The 20,899-nt window shown below is 70.3% G+C and carries 22 protein-coding genes; 7 read left to right on the top strand and 15 right to left on the bottom strand.

Annotation, left to right across the window (positions count from 1 at the left end):
* Positions 1 to 119: 119 nt before the first annotated feature.
* On the top strand, positions 120 to 614 hold the full coding sequence (locus tag AB0L37_RS19565) for a DUF3145 domain-containing protein (protein ID WP_365506552.1): 495 nt from the start codon (positions 120 to 122) through the stop codon (positions 612 to 614).
* 148 nt (positions 615 to 762) lie between these two features.
* Here the strand turns inward: AB0L37_RS19565 and AB0L37_RS19560 are convergent, their stop codons facing one another.
* The 5 genes from AB0L37_RS19560 to AB0L37_RS19540 form a co-directional block, all read right to left on the bottom strand.
* Entirely contained in the window at positions 763 to 2,034 is a 1,272-nt protein-coding gene (locus tag AB0L37_RS19560; protein WP_365506550.1) for a beta-ketoacyl-[acyl-carrier-protein] synthase family protein, read from the bottom strand.
* Between the two features lie 89 nt (positions 2,035 to 2,123).
* Positions 2,124 to 2,372: an acyl carrier protein gene (locus AB0L37_RS19555; RefSeq protein ID WP_103834200.1), complete on the bottom strand. Its 249-nt coding sequence runs from the start codon at positions 2,370 to 2,372 to the stop codon at positions 2,124 to 2,126.
* A 73-nt stretch (positions 2,373 to 2,445) separates the two neighbouring features.
* Entirely contained in the window at positions 2,446 to 3,477 is a 1,032-nt protein-coding gene (locus AB0L37_RS19550) for a ketoacyl-ACP synthase III (protein WP_365506546.1), read from the bottom strand.
* 18 nt (positions 3,478 to 3,495) lie between these two features.
* On the bottom strand, positions 3,496 to 4,419 hold the full coding sequence (locus tag AB0L37_RS19545) for an ACP S-malonyltransferase (RefSeq protein WP_365506543.1): 924 nt from the start codon (positions 4,417 to 4,419) through the stop codon (positions 3,496 to 3,498).
* Between the two features lie 89 nt (positions 4,420 to 4,508).
* Positions 4,509 to 5,741 (bottom strand): helix-turn-helix domain-containing protein, encoded by a 1,233-nt coding sequence (locus tag AB0L37_RS19540; RefSeq protein ID WP_365506540.1) that lies wholly within the window; start codon positions 5,739 to 5,741, stop codon positions 4,509 to 4,511.
* Positions 5,742 to 5,826: 85 nt separating this feature from the next.
* On the opposite strand from AB0L37_RS19540, the gene AB0L37_RS19535 reads away from it, so the two are divergent.
* On the top strand, positions 5,827 to 6,492 hold the full coding sequence (locus AB0L37_RS19535; RefSeq protein WP_365506537.1) for a pirin family protein: 666 nt from the start codon (positions 5,827 to 5,829) through the stop codon (positions 6,490 to 6,492).
* Positions 6,493 to 6,538: 46 nt separating this feature from the next.
* Here AB0L37_RS19535 and AB0L37_RS19530 read toward each other — a convergent pair whose 3' ends face one another.
* Both AB0L37_RS19530 and AB0L37_RS19525 read right to left on the bottom strand, forming a co-directional pair.
* Positions 6,539 to 7,348: a serine hydrolase domain-containing protein gene (locus AB0L37_RS19530; RefSeq protein ID WP_365506534.1), complete on the bottom strand. Its 810-nt coding sequence runs from the start codon at positions 7,346 to 7,348 to the stop codon at positions 6,539 to 6,541.
* Positions 7,349 to 7,358: 10 nt separating this feature from the next.
* The gene (locus tag AB0L37_RS19525) at positions 7,359 to 7,826 is read right to left on the bottom strand and encodes a GNAT family N-acetyltransferase (RefSeq protein ID WP_365506531.1); all 468 of its coding nucleotides are present in this window, start codon (positions 7,824 to 7,826) and stop codon (positions 7,359 to 7,361) included.
* Between the two features lie 96 nt (positions 7,827 to 7,922).
* Between AB0L37_RS19525 and AB0L37_RS19520 the strand changes: the two genes are divergently transcribed.
* Both AB0L37_RS19520 and AB0L37_RS19515 read left to right on the top strand, forming a co-directional pair.
* On the top strand, positions 7,923 to 8,390 hold the full coding sequence (locus AB0L37_RS19520; RefSeq protein ID WP_365506528.1) for a MerR family transcriptional regulator: 468 nt from the start codon (positions 7,923 to 7,925) through the stop codon (positions 8,388 to 8,390).
* Positions 8,391 to 8,500: 110 nt separating this feature from the next.
* Positions 8,501 to 9,442, top strand: a complete 942-nt coding sequence (locus AB0L37_RS19515; protein WP_365506819.1) for an aldo/keto reductase — start codon at positions 8,501 to 8,503, stop codon at positions 9,440 to 9,442.
* 108 nt (positions 9,443 to 9,550) lie between these two features.
* On the opposite strand, the gene AB0L37_RS19510 is transcribed toward AB0L37_RS19515, so the two are convergent.
* From AB0L37_RS19510 to AB0L37_RS19480, 7 genes are all read right to left on the bottom strand, one after another.
* On the bottom strand, positions 9,551 to 10,780 hold the full coding sequence (locus AB0L37_RS19510) for an acyltransferase (protein WP_365506525.1): 1,230 nt from the start codon (positions 10,778 to 10,780) through the stop codon (positions 9,551 to 9,553).
* Complete coding sequence (locus AB0L37_RS19505) at positions 10,777 to 11,907, bottom strand: alpha/beta hydrolase (RefSeq protein WP_365506521.1); 1,131 nt, start codon at positions 11,905 to 11,907, stop codon at positions 10,777 to 10,779. Before AB0L37_RS19505 ends, AB0L37_RS19510 begins: the two co-directional genes overlap by 4 nt.
* 197 nt (positions 11,908 to 12,104) lie before the next feature.
* Complete coding sequence (locus tag AB0L37_RS19500; RefSeq protein WP_365506519.1) at positions 12,105 to 12,782, bottom strand: response regulator transcription factor; 678 nt, start codon at positions 12,780 to 12,782, stop codon at positions 12,105 to 12,107.
* Positions 12,783 to 12,796: 14 nt separating this feature from the next.
* Positions 12,797 to 14,176, bottom strand: a complete 1,380-nt coding sequence (locus AB0L37_RS19495) for a sensor histidine kinase (protein ID WP_365506516.1) — start codon at positions 14,174 to 14,176, stop codon at positions 12,797 to 12,799.
* A gap of 102 nt (positions 14,177 to 14,278) precedes the next feature.
* Positions 14,279 to 15,154, bottom strand: coding sequence for a DUF4429 domain-containing protein (locus AB0L37_RS19490; protein WP_365506513.1), 876 nt, complete (start codon positions 15,152 to 15,154; stop codon positions 14,279 to 14,281).
* 76 nt (positions 15,155 to 15,230) lie between these two features.
* Positions 15,231 to 16,442 carry an alpha/beta hydrolase gene (locus tag AB0L37_RS19485; RefSeq protein WP_365506510.1) on the bottom strand — a complete coding sequence of 404 codons (1,212 nt, stop codon included), beginning with the start codon at positions 16,440 to 16,442 and terminating at the stop codon, positions 15,231 to 15,233.
* A gap of 174 nt (positions 16,443 to 16,616) precedes the next feature.
* Complete coding sequence (locus AB0L37_RS19480) at positions 16,617 to 17,267, bottom strand: TetR family transcriptional regulator (protein WP_365506507.1); 651 nt, start codon at positions 17,265 to 17,267, stop codon at positions 16,617 to 16,619.
* Positions 17,268 to 17,377: 110 nt separating this feature from the next.
* Here AB0L37_RS19480 and AB0L37_RS19475 point away from each other — a divergent pair, with 110 nt between their 5' ends.
* The 3 genes from AB0L37_RS19475 (at position 17,378) to AB0L37_RS19465 (ending at position 20,005) form a co-directional block, all read left to right on the top strand.
* Positions 17,378 to 18,988, top strand: a complete 1,611-nt coding sequence (locus tag AB0L37_RS19475) for an MFS transporter (RefSeq protein ID WP_365506504.1) — start codon at positions 17,378 to 17,380, stop codon at positions 18,986 to 18,988.
* A gap of 248 nt (positions 18,989 to 19,236) precedes the next feature.
* On the top strand, positions 19,237 to 19,611 hold the full coding sequence (locus AB0L37_RS19470; protein ID WP_365506501.1) for a peptidase inhibitor family I36 protein: 375 nt from the start codon (positions 19,237 to 19,239) through the stop codon (positions 19,609 to 19,611).
* Positions 19,612 to 19,693: 82 nt separating this feature from the next.
* The gene (locus AB0L37_RS19465) at positions 19,694 to 20,005 is read left to right on the top strand and encodes a small hydrophobic protein (protein ID WP_365506498.1); all 312 of its coding nucleotides are present in this window, start codon (positions 19,694 to 19,696) and stop codon (positions 20,003 to 20,005) included.
* Positions 20,006 to 20,031: 26 nt separating this feature from the next.
* Here the strand turns inward: AB0L37_RS19465 and AB0L37_RS19460 are convergent, their stop codons facing one another.
* A complete protein-coding gene (locus AB0L37_RS19460) occupies positions 20,032 to 20,883 on the bottom strand; it encodes a potassium channel family protein (RefSeq protein WP_365506496.1) in 852 nt (283 codons plus the stop codon).
* Between the last annotated feature and the right edge of the window lie 16 nt (positions 20,884 to 20,899).

Genomic DNA, 20,899 nt, shown 5'->3' with positions numbered 1-20,899 from the left:
CACGTCAGATGTGTCCCTTTTTGTCTGAACCTCAACGGTTCGGGCTCAGAGGGAAGAAGGCTCGGCACGGGCGCGAGGCCGCTGGGGAAGGCGAACCTCGACCCACACTGGAGGTCCCGGTGACGACACGTGGAGTTCTGTACGTGCACTCCGCGCCGCGCGCGCTGTGCCCGCACGTCGAATGGGCGGTCGCGGGCGTCCTAGGCGCGCGCGTCAGCCTCGACTGGATCAGGCAGCCCGCGGCGCCCGGCACCTGGAGATCCGAGTTCTCCTGGCGGGCCGAGGCGGGCACCGCGGCCAAGCTGGCCTCCGCGCTGCGCGGCTGGCAGCTGCTGCGCTTCGAGGTGACGGCCGAACCCTGCGCCGCCGCCGAGGGCGAGCGCTACAGCGCCACCCCCGAACTCGGCATCTTCCACGCCATCACGGGGATCCACGGCGACATCCTCATCCCCGAGGACCGTCTGCGCGCCGCTCTGGCCCGCTCCAGGGACGGCGAGACGAATCTGGAAGCAGAACTCGCCAAGCTCCTCGGCAAGCCCTGGGACGACGAACTGGAGCCGTTCCGCTACGCCGGCGAGGGCGCCCCGGTCCGCTGGCTCCACCAGGTGGTCTGACGCTCCGGCTCCCCTTCTCCGATCCGACTTCTCCGGCCCGGCTTCTCCGATACGGCTTCTCCGATCCGACTCCTCCGATACGGCAGTGGGCCCGCCCCGGGTTACCGGAGCGGGCCCACTGCCGTGTTCAGCGGAGTGTCAGGCCGGGTCAGACGGTCCTGAAGGCCAGGACCACGTTGTGCCCACCGAAGCCGAACGAGTCGTTCAGCGCGGCGATGCGGCCCTCGACGGGCAGCTTGCGCGCCTCGCCACGGACGATGTCCGCGTTGGCCTCGGCCTCGGGGTCCAGGTTCTCCACGTTGATGGTCGGCGGAGCGACCCGGTGGTACAGCGCGAGCACCGACGCGACGCTCTCGACACCACCGGCGCCACCCAGCAGGTGACCCGTCATGGACTTCGTGGCGGAGACCGCGATGTGGTCGGTGTCGTCACCGAAGACCTTGCGCAGCGCCTTCAACTCGGCCACGTCACCGGCGGGCGTCGACGTCGCGTGCGCGTTCACGTGCACGATCTCGGCCGGGTCCAGGTCGGTGTTGTCGAGCAGGTGCTGCAGGGCCTGCGCGATACCGCGGCCCTCCGGCTCCGGCTGCACGATGTCGTGGCTGTCGGCGGAGATGCCCTGGCCCACGGCCTCCGCGTAGACGCGGGCACCGCGCGCGGCGGCGTGCTCGGCGGACTCCAGGACGATCACGCCGGCACCCTCACCGAGGACGAAGCCGTCCCGGCCGGTGTCGTAGGGGCGCGAGGCACCCTGCGGGTCGTCGTTGTTCTTGGACATCGCCATCATGTTGCCGAACGCGGCGATGGGCAGCGGGTGGATCGCCGCCTCGGTGCCACCGCAGATGACGACATCGGCGCGGCCGGTGCGGATCATCTCGATGCCGTAGCCGATGGCCTCGGCGCCCGACGCGCAGGCGGAGACCGGGGTGTGCACACCCGCCCGGGCGTTCACGGCCAGACCCACGTTGGCCGACGGGCCGTTGGGCATCAGCATCGGGACGGTGTGCGGGGAGACGCGGCGGACGCCCTTCTCCTTCAGCACGTCGTACTGGTCGAGCAGCGTGGTCACACCGCCGATGCCGGACGCGATGACGGCGCCAAGGCGGTCGGGGTCGACCGCCGGGTCCTCGCCCGCCTTGTCGGTGAAACCGGCGTCGGCCCACGCTTCCTTGGCGGCGATCAGCGCGAACTGCGCGGAGCGGTCCAGCTTGCGGGCCTGCGGGCGAGGAATGACCTCGCCCGGGTCCACGGCGATCTGCGCCGCGATACGGACCGCCTGGTCGGCGGCCCACTCCTGCTCGAGGGGCGAGACACCGGAACGTCCGGCGACCAGGCCCTCCCAGGTGGATGTCGCGTCGCCACCCAGCGGTGTGGTTGCGCCGATACCGGTGACGACCACGGTGCGATTGGTCGAGCTCACAGGAATTCTTTCTCCAACGGATGCGAGGGATTCAGCGGCGCCACCGCCGGGTGGCGGAGCGACTGACCTTAGGGACTGAAGCGGGTGGCTCAGGCCTGGTGGTCGAGGATGTACTTCGTGGCGTCGCCGACGGTCTTGAGGTTCTTGACGTCGTCGTCCGGGATCTTGACGTCGAAGCGCTCTTCGGCGGCGACGACGACCTCGACCATGGACAGCGAGTCGACGTCCAGGTCGTCGGTGAAGGACTTGTCCAGCTGGACGTCCTCGACCGGGATGCCGGCGATCTCGTTCACGATCTCCGCGAGACCGGCGACGATCTCTTCCTGAGTGGCGGCCATTGTGGCGCTCCTTCGGTGTGTATCCAGAGGGTGTGGCGGATCCGTACGGACCGGGTGATCCGGTACGGGATGCCTAGGGGAGGGTAACGACCGTGGCGGCGTACACGAGACCCGCCCCGAAGCCGATGACGAGCGCGGTGTCGCCGCTCTTCGCCTCGCCGGTCGCCAGGAGCCGCTCCATCGCGAGCGGAATCGAGGCGGCCGAGGTGTTGCCGGTGGTGCGCACGTCGCGGGCGACCGTGACGTGCTCCGGCAGTTTCAGAGTCTTCACCATCGAGTCGATGATTCGCTCGTTGGCCTGGTGAGGAATGAAGACATCCAGGTCGTCCGGGCTGATCCCGGCCGCGTCCAGCGCCTGCTGGGCGACCTTCGCCATCTCGAACACGGCCCAGCGGAACACCGCCTGGCCCTCCTGCGTGATCGCAGGGAACTTGACGTTGCCCTCGGAGTCCAGGGGCAGCTGCGACACGTCGCCGATGCGGAACGCGTCCCACGGCACGGTCTGCTTGATCGTGCCGGCCTTGTCGCCCTCCGAACCCCACACGGTGGGGCCGATCGCGGGCTCGGTGGCCGGACCGACGACCACGGCACCGGCGCCGTCACCGAACAGGAAGGCCGTCGCACGGTCCTCCAGGTCGGTCAGGTCCGAGAGCCGCTCCACGCCGATGACGAGCACGTACTCCGCGCTGCCCTCGACGATCATGCCCTTGGCGAGCGTCAGACCGTAGCCGAACCCGGCACAGCCCGCCGAGATGTCGAACGCGGCGGCCTTCTGCGTCCCGAGCTTGTCCGCGATCTCCGTCGCGATGGCCGGCGTCTGCGCGAAGTGCGAGACGGTCGACACGACCACGGCGCCGATCTGCTCGGCCTGGATGCCCGCGTCGGCGATGGCCTTGCCGGACGCCTCGATGGACATCATCGCGACGGTCTCTTCGTCGTTTGCCCAGTGACGCGTGGAGATGCCGGAGCGCGAACGGATCCACTCGTCGGACGAGTCGATCTTCTCGAGGATCACCTCGTTCGGCACGACCCGGGTCGGCCGGTAGCCGCCGACACCGAGGATGCGCGCGTACGGGGCACCCTTGCTGGGCTTGATCTTCGACATGCTGCTCGGATCTCCTTGTCAGGCCGTTGCTGCTGCGGCTTCGGCGATCAGGGCGCGGGCTGCGTCGAGGTCGTCGGGGGTCTTCAGTGCCAGGGTCTTCACGCCCGGCAGCGCGCGCTTGGCGATGCCGGTGAGGGTGCCGCCCGGGCACACCTCGATGAGCGCGGTCGCGCCGAGCTCCTGGAACGTCTCCATGCACAGGTCCCAGCGGACCGGGTTCGCGACCTGGCCCACCAGACGGGAGACGATCTCGGCGCCGGTTGCGACGGTCTTGCCGTCCTTGTTCGACACGTACGTGACCGTGGGGTCGGCCGGGGCCAGCGCCTGTGCGGCCTCCTCCAGCTTCGCCACGGCGGGCGCCATGTGCCGGGTGTGGAACGCGCCGGCCACCTTCAGCGGCACCACACGGCGCACACCCTCGGGCTTGTCGGCCTCGAGCGCGGCCAGCTCCTCGAGCGTGCCGGCGGCCACGATCTGACCCGCCCCGTTCACGTTCGCCGGGGTCAGGCCCAGCTTCTCCAGGTGCGCCACGGTGACCTCGGGGTCGCCGCCGAGCAGTGCCGACATACCGGTCTGCGTGATCGCCGCGGCCTCGGCCATGGCCAGACCACGCTTGCGCACGAGCTGAAGAGCGGCGGAGTCGTCGAGCACGCCCGCGAACGCGGCCGCGGTGATCTCTCCGACGCTGTGTCCCGCCACCGCACCCGGTGCCACGTCACCGAGAGCGGACGCGGACAGGAGCCCGGCCGCGACAAGGAGCGGCTGGGCCACGGCCGTGTCACGGATCGCGTCCGCGTCGGCCTGCGTGCCGTAGTGGGCGAGGTCGAGTCCGATGGCGTCCGACCACGCGGCGACGCGGTCGGCGGCGCCGGGAAGTTCGAGCCAGGGAGTCAGGAAGCCGGGCGTCTGGGCGCCTTGGCCGGGAGCGACGAGTACGAGCACTCTCACACTCTCTCTTGTGGACGGTGCGGGCCGCCCGTGGGGACAGGGACGAAGAACCGAAGGGGGAATTGTAGACCCCCGACAAAAGCCTACGACTGAGGATCCGCGTCGGCCAGACGCCCCAGGATGAGCGCGATGCGCAAGGTGAACGCCGACCGGACATCGGATGGCGACCACCCGGTGACGTCGGTCACACGTCGGAGCCGGTAGCGGACGGTGTTCGGGTGCACGAAGAGCATCCGGGCCGCTCCCTCGAGGCTGCTCGCCTGCTCCAGATAGACGCTGAGCGTCTCCAGGAGAGCCGAGCCGGCTTCCTCCAGCGGTCTGTAGATCTCCTCCACCAACTGCTCTCGCGCGGACGGGTCTCCTGCGATCGCGCGCTCCGGCAGCAGATCGTCCGCGAGGACGGGTCGCGGAGCGTCCTGCCAGGCCCCGCAGGCCTTGAGCCCGGCGGCCGCGGCCTGGGCGGACCGCGTGGCGGCGAGCAGGTCCGGCACCACGGGGCCCGCGACCACGTGGCCTGCGGCGAACGGCCCGATCAGCGACTTCGCCACCGCCAGCGGATTGTCACTGCCGCCCGCGATCACCACGAGCCGGTTGCCGAGCACCCCCGTCAGGACTTGGAGCTTGGCGTGGCGCGAGGCCCGCCGGATCGCCTCCACGGTCAGCTCGCTGTCGCCGTCGGGCGCCGTGCCGAGCACCACGCAGACATGCTCCGGCGAGTTCCAGCCGAGCGCCGCGGCCCGGCTGACCGCACCTTCGTCGGCCTCTCCGGACAGGACGGCGTTCACCACGAGGGACTCGAGCCGTGCGTCCCACGCGCCCCGCGCCTCCGCCGCCTGCGCGTACACCTGGGCGGTCGCGAACGCGATCTCCCGCGCGTACACAAGGAGCGCCTCGCGCAGCACGCTCTCGTCGCCCGGCGCCGCCACCTCGTCGATGGCCGACTCCATGACCTCGATCGTGGTGCGCACCATCTCCACGGTCTGCCGCAACGTGATCGCCCGCGTCAGCTCCCGCGGCGCCGTGCCGAACACATCGGTCGAGATGGCCTGCGGGGCGTCGGGGTGCCGGAACCATTCGGTGAACGCGGCGATACCCGCCTGGGCCACCAGGCCGATCCACGACCGGTTCTCCGGCGGCATGGCCCGGTACCAGGACAGCGTCTCGTCCATGCGCGTGATCGCCTGCGCGGCGAGTGACCCGGACGACTTCTCCAGACGCTTCAGGGTCGCCGCGTGCGGGTGGGAGGCCGCAAGGGCGTCAGGGCGACGGTCCGCCGGTTCGTTCTCTGAGGGCTGCGCTGATTCCGATTGGGGCACGGGGACAAGACTGCCTTATCAGGGCGGCTCAGCGGAGTGGAGGGTCCGAGCCGACCCCGGCGAAAGGCCGGACACGGCGGCTACCGTGTACCGGGTGATTGATGTACGTCGCTCCGGCGACCGCTATCCCGGGGGCGAACCCGAGGCCGGGATCGAGTCCCTCCACGCGTTCTCCTTCGGCCCGCACTACGACCCGGACAACCTGCGCTTCGGTGCGATCCTCGCCTGCAACGAAGAGCACCTCGCCCCGGGCGCCGGCTTCGACGAGCACCCCCACAGCCACACCGAGATCATCACGTGGGTCGTCACCGGCGAACTCACCCACCGCGACTCCACCGGCCATGAAACCGTGGTGCGGCCCGGCGACGTGCAGCGCCTCAGCTCCGGAGGCGGCGTCCGGCACGTCGAGCGCAACGACGGCGCCGAGCCCCTCACCTTCCTGCAGATGTGGCTGGCCCCCGTCGACCCCGGCGGCGATCCGCTGTACGAGGTCGTGCACGGCATCGCCGACTCCACTCCGTACGACGTCCCCGCCGCCGGCGCCATGCTCCACGTCCGCCGCCTGACGGCCGGTGAGCGCACGGCGCTGCCGGTCGCGCCGTACGTCTACCTGCACGTCGTGCACGGTGGCGTGCGGCTGGGCGATGTGCGACTGGAACCGGGCGATGCGGTCCGCATCACGGACGAGGCGGCTCTGGAGGCATCGACCACCGAAGGGGCCCACCTGCTCGTCTGGGAGATGAGCAGGTGACCCGCCGAGCGGTTTGAGGGCGCCGGGCCGGAACCGGGCCGTCGGCTCAGACCTCGGCGCGCACCGCGTCGGTGAACGCCGGCCACACCTCGGCCGCCCACGGCCCGAACGCCCGGTCCGTCAGGGCCACGCAGGCCACCCCCGCGTCCGGGTCCACCCACAGGAACGTGCCGGACTGCCCGAAGTGCCCGAACGTCCGCGGCGACGACGAACCGCCCGTCCAGTGCGGCGACTTGTGGTCCCGGATCTCGAACCCGAGCCCCCAGTCGTTCGGGTTCTGGTGTCCGTATCCCGGCAGCACCCCCTTCGTGCCGGGGTACTGGACCGTCATCGCCTCCGCCACGGTCCGCGGGTCGAGCAGCCGCGGTGCCTGCACCTCGGCGGCGAACCGCACCAGATCGTCCACCGTGGACACGCCGTCCTTGGCGGGCGAACCGTCCAGCGTCGTCGCGGTCATCCCGAGCGGCTCGAACACCGCCTGGCGCAGGTACTCGGCGAACGGGATGTCCGTCGCCTTCGCGATGTGGTCCCCGAGCACCTCGAAGCCGGCGTTCGAGTACAGCCGCCGTGTGCCCGGCTCGGACGTCGTGCGGTGCTCGTCGAAGGCGAGGCCGCTGGTGTGGGCGAGCAGATGCCGCACCGTGGAGCCCTCCGGTCCGGCCGGCTCGTCGAGCTCGATGGCGCCCTCCTCGTATGCGACGAGCGCCGCGTATGCCGCGAGCGGCTTCGTGACCGAGGCCAACGGGAAACGGTGCGCCGTCGGCCCCCGCGTCCCGAGCACGGTGCCGTCCGCACGGACGACGGCTGCGGCGGCGGTCGGTACCGGCCAGTTCTCGATCAACGCGAGGCTCTGCATGGCTACGAGCCTAGAGCGTCAGTCTCATCGAGGGCGCGGGGGTGCGGGCGAACCCGAGGGAGGCGTACAGCGGCTCACCGTCCTCGGTCGCGTGCAGATCGATCCGGCGGACGCCGCGCTCCCGGAACCAGTCGAGGAGCGCTTCCATGCACGCCCGGGAGTAGCCCCGGCGTCGATGCCCCGGGCCGGTGCACACATTGAAGACGTGCCCGGACGTGCCGGCGGGATTGCCCGGGCTCCCCAACCCGTGGTGGATCGCTCCTGTCGCGCACGCGGCGAGGCGGCCGGGGGCGGCCGGGTCGTCGACGACGAACGCAGTCAACTCGCCCGCCGGATCGGCGAGATGGCGGCGCAGTGCCTCCGCGGTGGCAGGCTGCCAGGCCACATCGGTGCTCGGGCTCATGGAGTCCAGCATGATCTTGCGAAGCCGGACCAACTCGTCGGCGTCCTCGGGGACGGCACGGCGTACGAGAGTCATGATCGGCACCGTAACGAGAGGGCCGTGCCGCTGTCGTCCGGAATTCCCCACGATGTGCTTGCTTGGAGTGCACTCCAAGGTTCTAGCGTGGGGGCCATGACGGTGATGGAGACCACGCCCGCACCCGCCCGGACCAAGGTCGACGCCTGTTCGGCCGCGCCCGAGGCGCACCCGCGCCCGGACGGCCAGGATCGCTACACCATCAGCGAGGTCGTCGCCTTCACCGGACTGACCGCGCACACCTTGCGCTGGTACGAGCGGATCGGCCTGATGCCCGATGTCGACCGCTCGCACACCGGCCAGCGCCGCTACAGCAACCGTGATCTGGACTGGCTCGCCTTCGTCGGCAAGCTGCGGCTCACCGGCATGCCGGTGGCCCACATGGTCCGCTACGCCGAGCTCGTGCGCCTCGGGGAGCACACCTTCCAGGAGCGCAAGGAGCTCCTCGAGTCGACCCGCCGCGACGTCCTGAACCGGATGGCCGAACTCCAGGACACCTTGGCCGTGCTCGATCACAAGATCAACTTCTATGCGGGCGCCCCCCAGGCGCCTGAGAGGGCGTGAACCGCATGAACAGCACGCACCGGACGCCGCAGACGGGCGAGCAGCAGCGCATCTCCACTGTTGAGTTGGGAAGCAACGGGCCCGTGGTGGGCGTTCAGGGCCTCGGCTGCATGGGGATGAGCTGGGCCTACGGACCGACGGACGCCGACGAGGCCCGGGCCACCCTGGAGCGGGCCCTGGATCTCGGCGTCACCCTGTACGACACCGCCGACGCCTACGGTGCCGGGGAGAACGAGAAGTTCCTTGCTCCTTTCGTCAAGGCGCACCGTGACGAGATCGTGCTGGCCACCAAGTTCGCCATCGGGCTCGATCCGAGCGACCCGTACAAGCGCATCATCAGCAACGACCCCACCTACATCCGGACCTGCATCGACTCCAGCCTCCAGCGGCTGGGCGTCGACTCGGTCGACCTGTACTACATGCACCGCAGGGATCCGAAGACCCCCATCGAGGAGACGGTCGGCGTGATGGCCGAACTCGTCGCCGCCGGCAAGGTCAAGCACCTCGGCCTCAGCGAGGTCACCGCCGACGAACTGCGCGCCGCCCAGGCCGTCCACCCCATCGCGGCGGTCCAGTCCGAGTGGTCGCTGTTCAGCCGTGACATCGAACGCGCGGTGGTGCCCGCGGCCGCCGAACTCGGCGTCGCCCTCGTCCCGTACTCCCCGCTCGGCCGCGGCTTCCTCACCGGCGCCTTCGTCGCCGCCGACAAGGAACTCGCCGACGACGACTTCCGCCGCCAGCAGCCCCGGTTCACCGGGGACAACGCCGCCGCCAACGCGGCCCTGCTCGCGCCGGTCCGCCAGGTCGCCGAGGCCCATGACGCCTCCCTCGGCCAGATCGCGCTGGCCTGGGTACAGCAGCAGGCTCAGGCGTTCGGCCTCCCGGTCGTCCCGATCCCCGGCACCCGCAAGCGCACCCGGGTCGAGGAGAACACCGCGGCGACCCATATCGCCCTCACCGAACAGGAGGTGGCGCTGCTCGACCCGATCGCCGCGCAGGTCTCCGGCGACCGCTACGCCGACATGAGCTTCACCTCGGCGGGCCGCGAGTAGCGAGGGACCCGGCACTCTGGTCGGCGCCTCCTGCTCGGCGCCGGACAGAGCGTCCGTCCCGTGCCGTCACGGCCGAACCGCCGTGGCGGCACCCGGCGTTCGGGCCCCTCACGCGAGACCCAGCGCGAACACCGCGAACCCCGTGGCGAGCAGCCCCGCCAGCACGCCGCGCTTCCGGCTCGCCCGCTTCCACGGTGACTCGAAGCCGCGCGCGTAGCGGCCTATCAGGACGAGCAGCCCCGCGAAGAGCGGCAACCACGCGAGTCGGGTGGCTATCCAGGCGAGGGTGTCCGGCGCCGTCGTCAGCCCCGGTATCGCCCCGGCGAACGAAGCGGGGACCGCCGCGGCGAGCATCGCGGTCTGATGCCAGCACAGGATCGTCATCGCCGACAGGTTGATCACCACCACCGGCGCCCACAGGGCGGGCCGCCGCAGCAGGCGGCCGATCCGGTCCCGCAGCAGCATCGCGGCTCCGCTCTGCGCAGCCGCCAGTGCGAGAACCAGGAGCGACGGCGGATGCGAGTTCGTCCGGGCCTCACCCGGCACACCGACCATCGACGCCGGGTAGTGGAAGGCGAGCAACAGCAGCGCGAACAGTGCCGATCCCCCCACGAGCAGAACCCAGGCGCCCCGCCGGCCCAGCCTCTTCTCGCCCCAGCACACGCCCAGTTGATAGGCGAACATCCAGCCCGGCAGCAGATTCAGCAGGCTCAACCAGGACGGCATGGCGGACGACAGCGGGCCGTACCTCAGGAAGTCGACGGCGGCGACCGAACCGAGGAGCGGTGCGGCGGCCCAGGGGCCGAGCCTGCGCGCCGCCCGTAGGCACCAGGGGGTGAGGGCGGTGATCACCGCATAGATGCCGACGAACCACAGGGGCTGTATCACCAGCGTGGCACCGGTCCGCAGCGTCGTCTCCGGCACCCCCAGGGCGTACAGCACCGGGATCATCGCGGCCCAGACCGCCGTGACACCCACGACGGGCCGGCCGAGCCGGGCGATCCTGCCCCGCAGCCAGCCCGCGGTGGAGACCCCGCGATCCTGGGCCCGCCGGTACGACAGGGCCGACGCGTATCCGCCGACGAGGAAGAAGACGCCGAGCATCTGCAGCACCCAGCTCAGCGGTGCGAAGAAGCCGAAGGCGGACAGGGGGCTCGCATTGTGCAAGGCGCTCTGGGAATCCAGGGTGAAACCGCCGAGGAGCCAGTGACCGGTCGGCACGGCGAGCAGGGCCAGAGCGCGCAGGCCGTCCACGGCCCGGTCGCGATGGGCCGGGGTCTTCGCGTCGATCGCCGACACGGCCGAGGACGCGCGGGCGCGCAAGGTGGTGAGAGTCATGACGATGCTCCGGTGGCGATGTCGGCGAACGCGCGCAGCGAGTCCGTACCTGGTGCGAAGTAGCCGGTGTGGCCCTCGGCGCGCTCGGCGGGGACCTGCCGGGCACCGAAGGAGCGGTCGGTGGGGTCGGCGCCGTGGCCCAGGCCGAAGAGCTCGACGTTCGGGACGTTCGTGATCCAGTCGCTGTCGTCCCGCGCCGCCCACACCCGGGCCCGCGTGTGGAGGTCGGTGACACGGTCCGCGCGCATCCCGGGCGACCCGAGGACCACCAGGTCCGACGCGGGCAGTCGCTGTGCCGCGAGTCCGCAGACCACCGACCCGTAGCTGTGGCAGAAGACCGCAGGTTCCGGGACCCCAGCAGCGGTGAGGCCCTGCACGAACCGGGCGAGACGCGGTGCTCCCGCTTCGGCGAGCCGGCCTGTGGCGGCATCGGGCCCGAGCCCCAGCGGTGTGGTGTACCCGACCCATGCGATCACGGCGGTGCGGTGATGCGTGGCGGAGTACAGTGACCGCGCCATTCCGGCAGGCGTGCCGTAGACGTCCTTGGTCCGGTCGAACGTCCCCAGATCGATGTCCGAGCCGGGGACGATCACGGAGACGTGTTGGGCATCGGCCACGTTCCCGTAGACCTCGGCGACTTGGCCCCGGCCCCGCGGGTCGAAGGCCAGTATCCGACGGCCCGGGGACAGCAACTCCGCGCAGCGCTCGGCCAGCGCCTGGGCTGTCGCGCGTGCCTGAGGAGTCAGCGAGCGGTTCCGCGCGTCGGCATGGGCCCGGGCCTGCTCGGCCCGCAGCGCCATCGCGTTCGCCTCGAAGCGCAGGGCGATCGGCGCACCGTCCAGATTGCCGACGACCGTCGGATGCCGAGCGGCCAGATCACGCTGCTCCGCGCCGGTCAAATCGCTGAAGAACGTGGCGACTTGCGCCGGGCTCGACGCCGTGGGGTCAGGCAGCGCGACCTTCAGCGAGTGATCGGCGCGCCAAGAGCCGATGCCGGGAGGGGGGCCGGTCAGCGGACGCTGCTCATGCCCCGTCGCCCAGCCCGCCGTGCCGGACACGATCGCTGTCGTGAGCGCGGCGGCGACCAAGGTGCGGCGTCCGCGTCGTTTCCAAGAGCCCAGGCCCATCGCCCGTCTCCCCTCCGTCCGTGGGTGTGACGAGGGGAAGGTAGAGAGACGGACTCGGGCGGGACGTCACACTGGGGAGCCAACTCGCAGGTGATACCTGGGTATCCGTATCTGATACCGCAGTAGGGGGTGCCGGCCGCGCGCGTCGCTGACCTGGCAGGACGCACTGATACCGGAGGAGTTGGCCGGCGGAGGCGCTACTGCACGCCGGGTGTGACGAGCCCCGACTCGTAGGCGAGGATCACGGCCTGGGCGCGGTCCCGTAGCCCCAACTTCGCCAGCACACGGCCGATGTGGGTCTTCACCGTCTGCTCGGCAAGCACCAGCTTCTGTGCGATCTCCTGGTTGGACAGGCCTCGCGCGATCAGTTCGAGCACTTCGAGCTCGCGGGGTGTCAGGCTGTTCAACTTCAGCGAGTGCTCCTTGCGGCGCACCGGCTGGGCCTGCGTGAAGTCCGTGATGAGCCGCTTGGTGACGGTAGGTGCGAGCAGCGCCTCACCCGCCGCGACCACGCGCACTGCGGCGATCAGATCGGCGGGCGGCGCGTCCTTGAGCAGGAAGCCGGACGCGCCCGCCCGCAGGGCCGCGTACACGTAGTCGTCCACGTCGAACGTCGTGAGCATCAGGACCTTGGGGCGGTGCACCACTCCCGGCGGCGGGTCCATCAACTCCTGCGTCGCGGCGAGCCCGTCCATCTCCGGCATGCGGACGTCCATAAGGACGACGTCCGGATGGGTGGCCCGGCTCACCTCGACGCCCTGCCTGCCGTCCGGAGCCTCACCTACGACGTCGATGTCGCTCTGCGCGGACAACAGCGCGGCGAAGCCCGCCCGCACCATGCTCTGGTCGTCGACGATGATCACGCGGATGGTCATGCGTGTCGCATTCCTTACGCCGTGGGGGAGTTGGACACGGTCAGCGGCAGGCGGGCCGCGACGCGGAAGCCTCCGTCAGGAAGCGGCCCCACGTCCAGCGTGCCGCCGACCAACCGTACGCGTTCGCTCATCCCCACCAGGCCGTGTCCCGTGCCCGCCGTCTCGATCGGGGACACCGGCTCCCTGTCCGGCCCGTTGACGACGATCACCAGCAGGGCGTCGTCGTCGAGGCCGACGGAGATGTCCGCCCGCGCGCCGGGGGCATGGCGCACGACGTTGGCCAGGGCCTCCTGCACGATGCGGTACGCGGAGAGGTCCACCGCCGGGGGCACGTCGACCAGCTGACCGAGCAACCTCAGCTCGGTCAGCGACAGAACGGTCGGCACTCCGCCCCGTATCGTCGCGTCCACCAGCTGTTGAAGCTGCGCGAGACCGGGCTGTGGCGTGAGGTCGCCCTGCGTCTCCTCGCTGCGCAGCACCGCCAGAAGGCGCCGCATCTCCGTCAGCGACTCGCGCGCACCCGCGGCGATGGACTCGAACTCCTCCCGCACCTCGCCCGACAGGCCGTGCAGGCGGTACGGCGCCGAATCCGCCTGCACGGTGATCACCGACATGTGGTGGGCCACGACGTCGTGCAACTCGCGGGCGATCCTGGCGCGCTCCTCCAGCAGCGTGCGGCGGGTCCGCTCGGCCTCGCTGATCGTCTCCTGCTCGACGAGCTTGCGCTGGGCCTCACCGCGCTCGCGCAACAGAGCACCGAGGAGCAGCACCCCGCCGCTCAGCACGATGAGCAGCACGCCCGTGTCCTGGCTGGTGGAGTCGCGGAAGAAGCCCATGGCGATGGTGGCGACGACGGTGGCCACCCAGATACCGATGAGCCTGCGCCGGCTCTCCCGCAGCGCCAGGGCGATGCAGAGCGCCAGGTAACCGACGATCACCATCGGGGTCCATGGTGACGCCCGGTGCGCATCCCCCTGGAACAGCGGGATCGCGCCCAGCACCATGGCGGCGATCATGACGCACCAGGCGGTCAGCGGGCGGCTGACCGCGAGGAGCAGGGGCGTGGTCTGAGCCACGGCGATGGCGCCGGCGAGACCGCCTCCGACCCCGTAGTCGTTCGTCAGGACCTGGGTCGTGACCGGGATCAGGACCGCCGTGAAGGCCAGGGCGATCAGATAGGGAAGGAGCCGCATCCAGCGTCGCGGGGCGCGGGCGAGCAGCGGCTCCGACCGGTCGCCGTCGATGGCGACGGTGAGCACCGACGCCGCCGATGCGAGCCGGTCACCGGCTCCACGCCAGGTTCGACGCAGACGCCCGCGCCGAGGGACCGCGCGACCGGAGCTGTCGTCCGGCGGGCGCGGTGCTGTGTCAGGAGAGTTCGGCGCAGTGCTCATGGCCTGTTCAGCGTAGGCACAAGGACCGGCCCGCGCCGTCATACCGAGGTGCTCACCCTCGTCTCATACCCAGGTATCACAAGCCGCCGGCCGGCTCCGGATTCACAGCTCCGCGAGCAGTTCGGCCTTCTTCGTCGAGAACTCGGCGTCCGTGACCAGACCGGCCTGGTGGAGCTCGCCGAGGTGGCGGATGCGCTCGGCGATGTCCGCCGGGTCACGGCGTCCGGACTGCGCCGGCTCGATGTGACCGGGGCCGGCCGCCGCAGACCCCCCGGCAGCCCGCACGGCCGCGAGCACCGACGCGGCGAACGGCAGCGACTCGTGCACCGGACCGTAGCCGAGCCCGAAGACGACCGCCGCCGGGTCCTGGTCCGCCGGTCCCCGCTGCTGCTCGGAGGCGTCGCGGCGCAACAGCCTCAGGTGCCCTTCGAACAGCTCGGGCGAGCGCCACTCGACGCCGCTCAGATCGCTGACGGGCACGGACTGGTCCCCGGCCTTCCACTTCGCCGAGGAAGCCCCCGTCCAGAACCAGCGGAAGGACACCGCGGTGCCGTCGAAGGAGGCCTTGCCGTCGTACGCCTTGAAGTGGAGCGGCGCCTTCGGCGCCGTCACGAGATACCGGTCCGCCCGGGCGTCCTCGTCGCCGTCGAGCCGCGCGCGCAGCTCGTCGGCGTAGTACTCGGCGAGCGTCTCCCGCTCGGCGGGCAGCACGAGGCGGTACGGATCGCAGCCCTCCTTGAGCTGCCCCGCGGCCGCATCCATCAGCGGATCGGCGCCCGCTCTCGGAACGGCGTGCAGCACGACGGTCCCGCGCTTTCCTGGCGTCAGAGTCACCCCCGCGATCGCTTCCAGAGGGACGCGACGTTCACCGAGCGCCTGAAGCAGCTTCGGCGTGCGGATCCCCCGTTCGAAGCGGATGAGCACGGAGTCGGACTCGAACTCCCAGGCGGCATGAAATCCGGCCAGTACGTCACCCATGCGGCTCATCGTATGCGGCACGCGCGCCTCCGTCGCCTGTTGCGTCGTACCACGGTTCCACCGCTTTCTACGCGCGTCAGGCGGAGGCACTACCGGAAAAACCCTCCCGGCAGCTGTCCTGGGCGTCGGCGCAACTGACCGATCGGTACGCGCCAGTTCCGATCTCAGCGAAGTTGTCGAGGCTCTCGGTCCCCGGTTCGAAGTAACCGGTGTGGCCCTTGGCGTCCCCCGCGGAGATCACGCGCGCTCCGAACCCCGACGAGACGGGGTCCGCGCCGTGGCCCAGACCCCCCACCTCCATGTAGGGCACGTCCTGGATCCAGTCGTCCTTGTCCCGAGTGGCCCACACGCGCGCGTGGGTACCCAGACCGGAGGCGCTCTCGGCGCGCATGCCCGGACTGCCGGCCACCGCGATGTCGCTGACCCGGGACGGCAGGTGGTGCGCGGCGACACCGCAGACCACGGAGCCGTAGCTGTGGCAGTACAGGGCGACGGACGAACGACCCGGCAGTCCGCGCAGCATGGCGTTGAGCCGTACCGCTCCGTCGTCCGCGCGCATCGAGGTCGCGGCGTCCACGCCGAGTCCGGCGGGGGCCGTGTAGTCGGCCCACGCGATGACGGCCGTGCGGGTGTGCGGACTGGTCTGACGCTCGGCCGCGTACAGGGAGCGGGCCATGCCCACAGGAGCCGAGTACTTGCGGAACGTGCGCTGGAAGGTCAGGACGGTCGTGTCGACGCCCGGCACCACGACGGAGACGCGCTGCGCCTTGTCCAGGTCGCCGAAGACCTCGGCGACCTTGCCGTTGCCCATGGGGTCGAAGGCGAGGATGTGGCGGTCCCGGCCCGACAGGAGCGCGAAGCGCTTCATGCGTTGCTGGGCGTCACGGTGGCCGACATCGGACAGGCGGTCGTCGTGGATACGTCTGGCCTCGATCTTGCGTGCCTGGTCGAGCGCGATGCGGTTGGCGCGGTATCGCAGCTCTACAGGTGCGCCGTTCATATTGCCGACGGCCAGCGGATAGCGCTTGGCAAGGCCGTTGCGCTCGTGCTGGGTCAGCGAGGAGAAGAAGTGCGCGAGGCGGGTGGGAGAGCCGTCCGGTGCGGGCAGGCCATGTCCGTGTATGCGGCCGTGCTCCCATGCGGTGAGCGCGGTCTGGAGCGGCGATGTGACGCCCCGGTGTTGGCGCACGGCGGTCCAGCCGGTGGTCGCCAGCATGACGAACACGACGGCCAGCGCGAGCAGAGCGCGCCAGACGTTGAGTTGAGGGGAGGAGTCGAAGGAAGTCACTGCGGGACACCCTAGGAGAAGCGCATGGGGCTCCGTGCGACGGGTGAGGCAGATCACGTTTTCCGCGGTGTACTTGGGTAAAAGCGGACTTAGTTGCAGTCAAAGGCTCACGCTGCGTAAAGATGTGATGCGCCCTCCGCGCGCGGGAGTGCGACGGCGCTCACGTGGCCGTTGTCACGCCTGTGACGCGTTGTCGTCGCGCCATCGCTCGCCGAGTGACGGCTTCAGGTGGTCGAGGTACGACTCGGTGAGTACGCGAATGGCGTCGACGCTCGCGTCCTCGCCCGCGCCCCACAGGCGTCCCGTCATGCGCATGACTCCGCTGAAGGCCGCGACGGCCACGCGCGGCCGAGGATCGCTGTCCACGTCGAGCCCTTCTCGCTCGGCGATCACCCCCGCGATCTCCTCCTCCAGCTCGATCGACCGGCGCAGGTGTGCGGCCAGGAGCGAGGGGGTCGACTCGATCATCTGGTAGGTGCGCATGTGGAGTTCGACCGGAATGACTTCCTCCACGGAGCGGCTCAGTGCGTCCCAGGTCCCCAGGACCGTGTGCCGCATCGCCTCGAACGGGCCTTCCGCCGCCGGGCGTTCACGCAACGCCGCGACGAAGCGGGACTCCACCATCTCCTGAACGGCGAACGCCGCCTCTTCCTTGTTCGTGAAGTAACGGAAGAACGTGCGCTGGGAGACCTCGCAGGCCTCGGCGATCTCGTCGACCGTCGTCCGCTCGAAACCCTGAACGGTGAAGAGCTCAAGTGCCGCGCGCAGCAACGCGTTTCGCGTGCGCTGCTTCTTGAGTTCCCGCAGGTTGAGATGAGCCGACATGGTCCTCTTTCTCGCCGTTTGTGCAGCTCAGCATAGTGTGAGCGACGTGACAGTTACCGACTTGTGAAATGCTTTGTCAACTGTCAGGCGCTGTCACTAGCCTCGAACACATGACTAGTCAGACCACTGTCGACAAGACGGACCGGGTGCCGGAGCCCGAGCCCGTCCCGGCACCGGCCAAGGGGCTGCGCGGCCACCCTTGGTTGACTCTCTTCTCCGTCGCGATCGGCGTCATGATGGTCGCCCTCGACGGCACCATCGTCGCCATCGCCAACCCTGCCATTCAGAAGGATCTCGGCGCGAGCTTCGCCGACGTCCAGTGGATCACCAACGGTTACTTCCTCGCCCTCGCGGTCACGCTGATTACCGCGGGCAAGCTCGGCGACCGGTTCGGTCACCGGCAGACGTTCCTCATAGGTGTCGTCGGATTCGCCGCGGCCTCGGGGGCCATCGGCCTGTCCGACAGCATCGCCCTCGTCGTCACCTTCCGTGTCTTCCAGGGCCTGTTCGGTGCGCTGCTGATGCCTGCCGCGCTCGGTCTGCTGCGGGCCACCTTCCCCGCCGAGAAGCTGAACATGGCGATCGGCATCTGGGGCATGGTGATCGGCGCCTCCACCGCGGGCGGCCCGATCCTCGGCGGTGTGCTCGTCGAGCACGTCAGCTGGCAGTCCGTCTTCTTCATCAACGTGCCTGTCGGCGTGCTCGCGCTCGTCCTCGGGCTCGTCATCCTTCTCGACCACCGCGCCAAGAACGCGCCGCGGTCCTTCGACGTCCTCGGCATCGCGCTGCTGTCCGGCGCGATGTTCTGCCTCGTCTGGGCCCTTATCAAGGCTCCGACCTGGGGCTGGGGCGACGGCTTGACCTGGACGTTCCTTGCCGCTTCGGTCCTCTGCTTCGCGCTGTTCGCGCTGTGGGAGACCCGCGTGGCGGAGCCGCTCATCCCGCTCGGCCTCTTCCGCTCCGTGCCGCTGTCGGCCGGTGTGGTCCTGATGGTCCTCATGGCCATCGCGTTCATGGGCGGCCTGTTCTTCGTCACGTTCTACCTCCAGAACGTGCACGGCATGAGCCCCATCGACAGCGGTCTGCACCTGCTGCCGCTGACCGGCATGATGATCGTCGCCTCGCCGCTGGCGGGCGCCATGATCACGAAGGTGGGTCCGCGCATCCCGCTCGCCGGCGGCATGGCGTGCACCGCCATCGCGATGTACGGCATGTCCACGCTGGAGGCGGGAACCGGCAGCGGCATCATGTCCGTCTGGTTCGCTCTGCTCGGCCTCGGTCTCGCGCCCGTGATGGTGGGCGCCACCGAAGTCATCGTGGGCAACGCGCCCATGGAGCTCTCCGGCGTCGCCGGCGGCCTCCAGCAGGCCGCGATGCAGATCGGCGGCAGCCTCGGCACCGCGGTGCTCGGTGCCGTCATGGCGTCGAAGGTCGACAGCGACCTCGCGGGGAACTGGGCGGACGCCAAGCTCCCGCCGCTCACCCCGGGCCAGCTCGACCAGGCGGCGGAGGCCGTCCAGGTCGGCGTCGCCCCGGTGCCGGAGGGCACCCCGGCCACGCTCGCCGGGACGATCACGGACGTCGCACACGACACGTTCATCTCCGGCATGAGCCTGGCCTGCATGGTCGCCGCCGGTGTGGCCGTCGTCGCGGTGCTGGTCGCGATGCTGACCAAGCGCGGCGACAACGCGGAAGCGGGCGCGGGCGCCGCACACATCTGACGCCCGACCGACGCGAGGGAGCGTGCGACGTCCCAGCTCGCGGCGTCGCACGCACCGCCCCTTAGTCGTGACAAGGCGTTGAAACCGCTCGTGTGGGGGAAGCCCCCGGGGAACTCTCCGGGGGCTTTCGCTTATCCGGGTGACGTCGCTCGGCAGCCCTTCCCGGAACCCGATCCTCCGGGCCAAAGTGTCAGGCAAGCGATCAGCCGCGAACGCAACTGGTCGATACGACACGGGGGTTGAATCACATGCGTACGTCCATGCCTGTCACCATCGCCGCAGCCGCACTCGCCGCCGTGGCCCTCACGCCCGGTCTGGCCCGCGCGGCGGCGCCACCGACACTCGGCGACTGCGCCGCGGGGGAGCTGTGTCTGTGGAGCAAGACCGGATTCAAAGGGGCCCGGCACACCTATGAGTTGAGCGGGATCGACATCGAGAGCTGCGTCGCGCTGCCGGAGGGGAGCAGCGCGGCGTCCCTCGCCAACCGCACCGGTCGACCCGTCACCACGTACCAGTCCGCGGAGTGCGCGGAGACCGGGGAGTTCCAGACGTATCCGGGCAGCGGGACCTGGGAGCCCGAATCGCCTTACCGGACACGGGCGTTCAAGGTCTGGGAGAGATAGCAGACAGCGGGCCGTCATGCGATAGACCGCGGCAAGTGGGGGTACCCGAAGCACGCCCGAGTCCGGACGAACTCAGGGAGTGATGATGGCGGGCTTCGGACACACCACGCGCAAGCACCCCCGTTCACGTGGCCGCATGGGCGCACGGAGCGGGCCGGACCGCGCGACGCTCGGAATCATCGGCCTCATCTGCGCGATCGCGGGATTCTTCGTCCTGGGGTTCGTGCTGGGCCCGGTCGCCGTTGTCTGCGGCTGGCTGGCCATGGGCCGACGCTGGACCGGTACCCAGTCGGTGCCGGCCCTGGTCGCGGTCGTACTCGGTGCGATCGACACGCTGCTCGCGATCGTCTGGCTGGCCTCATCGGCCGGCTCTGCCGCGGGAGGCATGTTCTAGCGCGAGCGACCGACCGCTCCGAGCGGTCAACTCCACACGGCCCCGGGCGCGTTCCCGGGGCCGTCCGCGACCGCACCCGCGCTCGGGTGCGGTACGCCCGCTTCCCCCTGACCGGTGAGTGACGTCGCCGTATCCGGCCCGTCCTGCGCGCCGGGCTGCCCCGACAGCTCCGCGACCTGTGCCCGCAGCGCCCGTACCTCCCGGGTGAGGGCCTCGATGGCCTCCGTCTGGCGGCGCTCCTCCGCGTCGTCCTTCTCGAACCGGGAGATGAACCACGCCGCGATATTGGCGGTGACCACACCGAGCAGTGCGATGCCGGACAGCATCAGGCCGACCGCGAGCACCCGGCCCAGGCCGGTCGTCGGCGCGTGATCGCCGTAGCCGACTGTCGTCATGGTGGTGAACGACCACCACACGGCGTCGCCCAGCGTCTTGATGTTGCCGTTCGGCGAGTCCCGTTCCACGGAGAGGACGGCCAGCGAGCCGAACATCAACAGGCCCACCACAGCGCCGCCGACGTACGTCGTCAGCCTTATCTGTTCGGCCATCCGGGCCCGGCGGCCGACCAGGAGCAGGGTCGACACCACACGCAGCAGCCGCAGCGGCTGCGCCAGCGGAAGCACCACGGCAAGGAGGTCGAGCGGGTGCGAGCGCACGAAGTGCCTGCGGTCCTGCGACAGGACGAGGCGGACGATGTAGTCGAGGGCGAACGCGCCCCACACCACCCACTCCACGATCGTGCACGCCTCGATCAGGGCGCTCGATGCGTCGGGTTCCACGATGGGGACCGCGTAGGCGACGGCGAAGGCCAGGGCGAAGGCGAGCAGCGGACGCTGCGTGCGCCGCTCCCAACGGGTCTGTGCCGGATGCTCCTTCATGCGCGCATCGTAGGAA

The organism is Streptomyces sp. NPDC052225, assembly GCF_040679615.1.
Taxonomy (GTDB): Bacteria; Actinomycetota; Actinomycetes; order Streptomycetales; family Streptomycetaceae; genus Streptomyces.
The sequence above is the reverse complement of the archived record's forward strand: the minus strand, read 5'-3'. Positions and strand labels throughout refer to the sequence as shown.